A 6,673-nucleotide genomic window follows, 5' to 3' on the forward strand; every position below is an offset into this window, starting at 1 on the left:
GCCGACACCACCACCCGAAGGCACGGAAACCGGCGTATCAACCGCGTTCTCCTCAGCCAGCACCGACGCGAGCTCCTCACGCCCCACCCGAGCCCGCTCGACTCGCTCCCGCGCGGCATCGACCTCCGCCTGAGCCTGATCCAGAACCTCCGTCCAAGACTCCAGATCCTGCCTCGCCCGCGCCTCACGCCGTTCCATCAACCCCAGCACCGACGGCATCGCGCCCCCCTCGATCAACAACAAGCCGCCCGCTGACTCCCCCCACCCCTCCGCGATCATGCCCCGCACACGAAGAAGCCCCTACTCATCGAACACGGACTCCCTTTGCCACAACGCACTCAGTTCCGTGGCATCTCTTCAGCAGCGCCTGATAGCAGCGACGATGAGGTCAGCGAGTGCATCCGCGTAGAGGTGGGCATCGACCTCGGGATGCTCATGGAGGTAGGTGACCATCGTGTCGATGGCGCCCTGGTAGGTGACCGACATGACCCGAGTGTCGAAGTCGCGGAGGCTGCCCTCTTCCTGACCGCGACGGAACAGGGCTTCCTGGCCTTGGTAGGTCTCCTCGTAGTCGGTGAGGCCGAGCCGTAGGGTCCCGTCGGCCTCACGCAGGTTGGTGCTGATTTGTCGCATCGTGGTCAGCTCGGCTTGGTGCGTTGCGCCCAAGCGGGCCACACGGCGAATCGCGGCACGGATGACCTCGGGAACCGGGTCGGTCAGGACGAGAGAGTCGGCAATGGTCTGCCTGAGGGTCGCCAGAGTGGTCCTGGCAACCGTTTCCATGAGGCGATCCTTGTCTGTGAAGTAGTGCGAGATCAAGCCTTTGGAAACGTCCGCCCGCTCAGCGATCCGGGCCAGGGAGGCACCCTCGTAGCCGAGTTCGGCAACCACCGCGATGGTGGCCTTGATGATCTGTGTCCGACGTACCTCCTCGCTGAGGCGCTGACGAGTGCGCGGATGGGGGTGAGGCTCTCGGTGGGGAGTTTTCACACCATCATTCCTAGCGGGGAGTTTGCGAGAGGCACCAATCAGCGGCGTGCCGAACGACGGAGCAGGGTGAGCAGTATCGACATCCACAGGGCGATCGCCACCATCTCGACCCGCATCCACCCTGGGAAGGCACCCGGCAGGGCGGCTTCCACCAGGTTCGCGACGAGCATCGCCGCGGCGATGATGCCGAGTGCCCGGACTGCCGTGGTGCTGCCCAATCGGGCGGACCGGAGTCGCACCAGAAGGAGGACTGCGAAGAACGTGACGATCAGGGCGTGCCCCCACGCCTCATTGGTCGCCTTCTCCGGGGCCGTGGACGCCATGACCGCCAGCGCCACGACCGTTCCGACCATGGCGGCGGCGTAGACCCCGACCAGCACGCTGACTGCACCGAGTTGATGAGGTGCGCGAGTCGCATCGCTATTGACCATGTGGCCAATATTATTGACCGCCCGGTCAATGTCAACACTGGACTGGTCTTGATGTGTGATCGCCTCCGCCAGCGAACCTGCCCACTCCCGCTGGGTCACGGCTTGCTCCACGCGGCTGACGATGTCCTTCTTGGACGCCTCGTCCAAGGAACCGACCGACCGTCAGGTGGAGCGGGAGACCAACACCTGTTGGCTGGGGGCGAACGCGGAGGACAGGAAGTCCTTGTCCGTCGCCGAGGTGGCGGCTGCTTTCGAGTCGACTGCGGAGGCCCTGCGAGGACGGGTTCGCCGCATGGGGGTTTCAGGGCCGGCGACGTTCTACGTGTGGCACGACAAGATGGCCGGACAGCTGCGGTGTTCGACCGGATCGGTGCTTCCGGATGAGTTGCCGTTCGGCGGCGCCTATGTTCCCTCCGAGGATCTCGGACCGGTCATCGAGGAATTCCTTTCCGACGGCAGCCCGGGGGTTGTCTCGCTGTCAGACCTGGACACGGCGCGGGGATCTTCGGCGCGGACCGGGACGGGCCCCGAGGCCGGGCCCTTGCGTGTCTGGGTCAGCAGCATCGGAGCAACCTCAGGACGAGTTCGGCGCGGGCGATCCGGGTGATGGCCGCAGGGTCGAGGCTGACCCGGAGCAGGGCCTTGAAGGTGACCTTCAGCAGTGCGTTGGCACGTTCGGCGAGGGCGTGGACGCCGCGCATCACGGCGTTGAACGCCTTGTCGGGCTCGGCAAGTTGCCGCACTTGGGCTACTTGACCGGGTGGCGGAAGCCATCTGCGGCGTTCTCGTAGCCGAGGTCGGTCAGGGTGGGGATGCCGAGGGCGTCGGCGACCCGGTTCAGGGCGTCGACCAGGCCGTGCGCGCGGGCGCAGGTGGTGTCGTGCTCGCGGCCCGGGCGGACCGGTGAGACCCACAGCGGCCAGCCGTCCGGGGCAGAGATGACCTGCGGGTTCCCTCCGTGGTGCCTGTCACGCATATCTGATGCCAGGTCACCAACCAGCCATCCGACAGGCCCTCTCGCACCGTGATTGTCACGTTGCCGAGAAGACCCCGAATTGCGTGTGCTTTTCAGCCGTCTTTGGCGGCGACTGCGGGCTCCTCGGCCTGACGCTCGGCCGCACGGGGGTTTCGGCGACGCGTCATGGTGGTGGAGGCGTCAGCATCATGGATGGCGAGAGCGACCGCGACGGCGAGTGTGGCTGCTGCGGCCGCGGCGAGGAACGCGTCGTGGTAGGCGGTCAGGTGGACGTCGACATGGCCGGCCTCCTCCTGGGTCGGGCCCACGGCGGCGAGTACGGCGCTGAGCAGCGCGACGCCGATGGCGCCTCCCAGCTGCTTGCCGGCGTTGAAGATCGAGGACGCCTGCCCCGTCCGCGCCTTGGTGATGGTGGCCATCGACGCCGCCTGGCTGGGGATGAACACGAAAGCCACGCCACCCCTGCGGGCACTGCTCGTCCTCCCCCTGGACGAACCGATCCCCATGCGGCAGCTCGCAAAGCGACTCGGATGCGACAACTCCTACGTGACTTCGCTGGTCGACGCCCTCGAACAACGCGGTCTCGCCGTGCGCCAGCAGCACCCGACCGATCGCCGGATCAAGGTCATCGTGCTGACCGGCAAAGGACGAGAACTGACCAAGCGGGCGCAGCTTCCCTTCGGTGTCAGCCAGCCGCGAGTCTTGCCCGCCCGACGATCGTCACGCAACGCAACCGTCAGGTTGCCGAGAACGCCTCAGTGGGCAGTCCACCCGGGCGCCGACTCCGCTCTGGGCGCGCTGAGTCGGCAGCCGCGAGATGCCCCTGCGGATACCACGCGAGGGAACCGCACGAGCCAGGGACGGCGTCACACCAACAGGACCGACCCGAACCGTTCTCCCCACCTCGCGGTCCAGCCGCCCCCACCCTCGCACCACGCCGTCAGGGCTGCTTGAGGCCACCATTCCCCCGAAGGACTCCGCCGTGCCCAGCTTCGAGCCGTACGCGGAGGCGCTGCTCGGCTTCCTGCTGTCGCGGATCGACGAGGACGGGTTCGCGTCGCTCCTCGACCACGAGCCGAAGCGCATGCCCGCCTGGTACGTGGAGCGGGGCGGAGGGCGGTTCGAGTCGAGGATGGTGATGTTCACGGGCTGCGTCACGTGCTCACGGATCGAGCCGGGCTCGGAGTTCTCCAGTTACGTCGAGATCGATGTGGAGCAGTGGCCCTGCCTGCGTGTCCGGCGCCTGGCGCTGGCGTTCCGCGATGACCCGGACTATCGCGAGGAGTGGCGGCCGGAACTGGCCATGCACGTGTCCGGGAGACGGTTCTGCCAGGAGGACGGCGACCAGTGGCCGCCCGTCTGGCCTCCCAGCGTGTGAGGGCCCAGCGCGCCGAGAACTTCGCGGTGGCGTAGGGCGAGTTGGTCCTACCCGAGGGAGGAGACGGTGTGCGGCCAGGAACCGAAGCGACGCCGGCACACGTCTCTCGCACCATGACTTCGGACCACCAACAGGTGAACGCACCCTCCGCCGGGCTTGCCTCGCCCTCCGCCGCGCCTGTGGATACGCCGGAAGTGAACCCCTACGACGTCTTCGCCGAGGGGTACACGGCCGCGAACGAAGCCGGCCTCATCAATGCCTACTACCAGCGGCCCGCGATGCTGGCCCTCGCCGGAGAGGTGTCCGGGCGCCGGATTCTCGACGCGGGCTGCGGTTCCGGCCCCCTGATCGCCGAACTGCGCGACCGCGGCGCCGTCGTGAGCGGTTTCGACGCGAGCACCCGGATGCTGGAGCTGGCCCGGAAGCGTCTCGGCGACGACGCGGACCTTCAGTTGGCCGACCTGGGCAGCCCCCTTCCCTACGCCGACGACACGTTCGACGACGTCACAGCGGCCCTGGTGCTGCACTATCTGAAGGACTGGGGTCCGGCGCTGGCCGAGCTGCGGCGCGTACTCAAGCCCGGCGGCCGGCTGATCACGGCCGTGGAGCACCCTTTCGCCATCAACCTGATGCACCGCGAGGCCGGCCGCCAGGACGAGTACGGGTACTTCGACACCACGAGCTGGGTCGAGGAGTGGACCTTCGGCGACCAGAGCGCCCCGGTGAGCCGCTGGCACCGGCCGCTGCACGCGATGACCGACGCGTTCACGGCGGCCGGCTTCCGGATCACGGTCATCAGCGAGCCGGCGCCCGATCCAGCCGCCCGCGACCTGTTCCCCGACGAAGTCGCCGCCCGCTCCCGCTTCCTGTGCTTCCTGTTCTTCGTCCTGCACGCCGACTGAGACGCTGTCCCGGTATCCGGCGCGGAACGGCCGGTACGCGGCCCGCGCCTCTTCGCGCCCCGCCTGGACACCGGCCTGGGCGTCCCGGGACGTGATGCGAGCCGTACCCGGCACCGCCAGTACCGCACCCGGACGGGCGCGGGGAGGCGCCCGTCCGGGAGGCGTCAGAGCCGGCGGAAATAGGCGGTGAGCGGAACCGGTGTGCACCCGAGCGCCTCGTAGAGCGCGCGGGCCGGTGCGTGGAACCCGTCTCCCCCGGTGCCGATCTCGACGACCTCGGCGCCGAGGGCCCGCATCTGCGCAAAGGCGTGTTCGCACAGGGCGGTGCCCACGCGGTGCCGCCGGTGCCGGGCCGAGACGGCGAGGATCGTGACGTCGCCCTTCTTGCGGGCCGGGTCGACGCTCCACGCCACGTAGCCCGCGAGGGCGTCCTCGTCTTCGGCGAGGGCGACGTACCGGTGCCGTTCGGGCGCGTGGAGTTCGGCCACCTGTTCGCGGTAGTCCTCACGCCAGTTCCCGTGTTGGACGGCGAAGACAGCCTCGCCCACCAGCGGGCGGAAGGAGTCCTCGTAGAACGGCCGGAACGTCGCGATGGTCAGTTCGGTGAGTGGTGCCAGGTCGTGCGGGGTGAACGCACGGATGCGCATGGGAGTGTGCCTTTCGGACTGAGGGCGTGCTGAGACGCGGTGAGGCCTGGTGACCGAGCGAACAACGGCATCGGCCCGCTCCCGGCCACGACATCGGCGTCGGGCCGGTCCCTCAGCGGCGCGTACGCCACGTGGCAAAACACTCCATGGCCCGCATCATAGCGGCGGGGCGTACGCCGATACGCCGAACTCCCGCCGGCCGGGCGGCGACGGGCGTGGGTCGAGACGGCGGGACCTGGGCGCCCGCTAGGCTGCGGCCGCACGCGCCGCACCGCTTCGGAGGAGCCGTGGACATCGCATCCGCCCAGCAGCTCGCCTGGGAGAACAAGCTCGCCAAGGGCTTCAACATCGACGATGTGGCCCTGGAGTTCGGGCTGCTCACCGCCGAGGTGGGCGAGGCGTTCACCGCGTGGCGCAAGGGGCATGCCGACTTCGGGGAGGAGTTGGCCGACGTCTTCCTCTATCTGACCGCCCTGGCGCAGATGAACGGGCTGGACCTCGACACCGAGGTCGCCCGGAAGATCGAGAAGAACAAGCGGCGCACGTACGAGCGCAACGCGCACGGAGCGCTGGTCAGGACGAGCGACGGCTGAACGCCGTTCGCACCGCACGCCGAGGGGGCTCGCCCGGGCCCGGGCCAGTCCGGTCCGGTCCGGGCCGGGCCGGGCCGGGCCGGCGGCGTAACGGGCCGGCGGCGTAACGGGCCTATACGTCGAACGGGCCGATCGGGCCGAGCGCCAGGCGGACCGTGATCCGCTTGCCGACCGGCTCGCGGCGCACCTCGAAGCCGTCGCAGAGCGCGAGGACGATCTCCAGGCCGTGCTGGCCGATCCGGCCGGGCTCGGTGGCGCGGGCGAGCGGGAGCGTCGCGTCGGTGTCCCAGGTGGTGATCTCCAGCACCGGTCCGCGGATCTCCAGGTTGAGCACGCAGGGCCCCGGGGCGTACTTCACCGCGTTGGTGACCAGTTCGCTCACCACGAGCTGGGCGTCGGCGTGCGCCTGCGCCGGTACGGGCAGGGCGTGCCGGTCCCGGGCGCGGTCGAGGAAGGCCGCGGCCGTCGCGCGGGCGACCGCGATCGAGCCGGTGTCGCCGTCGTACGCCGCGCCGGCCCACAGGTCGGGCGTCGCCGCCGGGGCCAGGCCGTGCTCGGCCGTCATGCTGTCGTTCATCCCCGTGCCCCTTGTCCGTTCCCCGTACGTTCGTCGTACGCGACGCGAGCCGTATACCCCGTCCCGCACGGCTCAATACACCCCGCGGCACACTCCTTTCGCATACGCCCGGGGCACGCGCCGGCGCGCGTGTTGCCGTGGCGGACGGACCGGGTGCGGGGGCGAAGCGGGGGTACGGG

9 protein-coding genes and 2 pseudogenes are annotated in these 6,673 nt (G+C 69.4%); 4 read left to right on the forward strand and 7 right to left on the reverse strand.

Going from position 1 to position 6,673, the window contains the following annotated elements:
- The 5 genes and pseudogenes from AC13HU_RS28755 to AC13HU_RS28775 form a co-directional block, all read right to left on the reverse strand.
- Positions 1-243: pseudogene (locus tag AC13HU_RS28755) on the reverse strand (hypothetical protein); the annotation flags it as partial.
- Positions 244-357: 114 nt separating this feature from the next.
- Positions 358-990, reverse strand: coding sequence for a TetR family transcriptional regulator (locus AC13HU_RS28760; RefSeq protein WP_483044882.1), 633 nt, complete (start codon positions 988-990; stop codon positions 358-360).
- A 38-nt stretch (positions 991-1,028) separates the two neighbouring features.
- Positions 1,029-1,568: a hypothetical protein gene (locus tag AC13HU_RS28765; RefSeq protein WP_483044883.1), complete on the reverse strand. Its 540-nt coding sequence runs from the start codon at positions 1,566-1,568 to the stop codon at positions 1,029-1,031.
- Positions 1,569-1,975: 407 nt separating this feature from the next.
- Positions 1,976-2,472, reverse strand: a pseudogene (locus AC13HU_RS28770) (transposase family protein); the annotation flags it as partial.
- Positions 2,473-2,489: 17 nt separating this feature from the next.
- Positions 2,490-2,852 carry a hypothetical protein gene (locus tag AC13HU_RS28775; protein WP_483044890.1) on the reverse strand — a complete coding sequence of 121 codons (363 nt, stop codon included), beginning with the start codon at positions 2,850-2,852 and terminating at the stop codon, positions 2,490-2,492.
- On the opposite strand from AC13HU_RS28775, the gene AC13HU_RS28780 reads away from it, so the two are divergent.
- From AC13HU_RS28780 to AC13HU_RS28790, 3 genes are all read left to right on the forward strand, one after another.
- Positions 2,836-3,351, forward strand: a complete 516-nt coding sequence (locus tag AC13HU_RS28780) for a MarR family winged helix-turn-helix transcriptional regulator (RefSeq protein WP_483044889.1) — start codon at positions 2,836-2,838, stop codon at positions 3,349-3,351. The two genes, AC13HU_RS28775 and AC13HU_RS28780, sit on opposite strands and share 17 nt — an antisense overlap.
- A 28-nt stretch (positions 3,352-3,379) precedes the next feature.
- Positions 3,380-3,775 carry a hypothetical protein gene (locus tag AC13HU_RS28785; protein WP_483044884.1) on the forward strand — a complete coding sequence of 132 codons (396 nt, stop codon included), beginning with the start codon at positions 3,380-3,382 and terminating at the stop codon, positions 3,773-3,775.
- Between the two features lie 113 nt (positions 3,776-3,888).
- The gene (locus AC13HU_RS28790) at positions 3,889-4,677 is read left to right on the forward strand and encodes a class I SAM-dependent methyltransferase (protein WP_483044885.1); all 789 of its coding nucleotides are present in this window, start codon (positions 3,889-3,891) and stop codon (positions 4,675-4,677) included.
- 164 nt (positions 4,678-4,841) lie between these two features.
- Here the strand turns inward: AC13HU_RS28790 and AC13HU_RS28795 are convergent, their stop codons facing one another.
- Entirely contained in the window at positions 4,842-5,324 is a 483-nt protein-coding gene (locus AC13HU_RS28795; protein WP_483044886.1) for a GNAT family N-acetyltransferase, read from the reverse strand.
- 287 nt (positions 5,325-5,611) lie between these two features.
- Here AC13HU_RS28795 and AC13HU_RS28800 point away from each other — a divergent pair, with 287 nt between their 5' ends.
- Positions 5,612-5,917 (forward strand): MazG-like family protein, encoded by a 306-nt coding sequence (locus AC13HU_RS28800; protein WP_483044887.1) that lies wholly within the window; start codon positions 5,612-5,614, stop codon positions 5,915-5,917.
- Between the two features lie 112 nt (positions 5,918-6,029).
- Here the strand turns inward: AC13HU_RS28800 and AC13HU_RS28805 are convergent, their stop codons facing one another.
- Positions 6,030-6,494 (reverse strand): ATP-binding protein, encoded by a 465-nt coding sequence (locus AC13HU_RS28805; RefSeq protein ID WP_483044888.1) that lies wholly within the window; start codon positions 6,492-6,494, stop codon positions 6,030-6,032.
- Positions 6,495-6,673: the final 179 nt, after the last annotated feature.

The sequence above is a fragment of the Streptomyces sp. NH27 genome, assembly GCF_056859195.1.

Coding starts and splice junctions, on each gene's coding strand:
- AC13HU_RS28780 (WP_483044889.1), top strand. CDS start 2,836: ATGAACACGAAAGCCACGCCACCCCTGCGGGCACTGCTCGTCCTCCCC.
- AC13HU_RS28790 (WP_483044885.1), top strand. CDS start 3,889: ATGACTTCGGACCACCAACAGGTGAACGCACCCTCCGCCGGGCTTGCC.
- AC13HU_RS28795 (WP_483044886.1), bottom strand. CDS start 5,324: ATGCGCATCCGTGCGTTCACCCCGCACGACCTGGCACCACTCACCGAA.
- AC13HU_RS28805 (WP_483044888.1), bottom strand. CDS start 6,494: ATGAACGACAGCATGACGGCCGAGCACGGCCTGGCCCCGGCGGCGACG.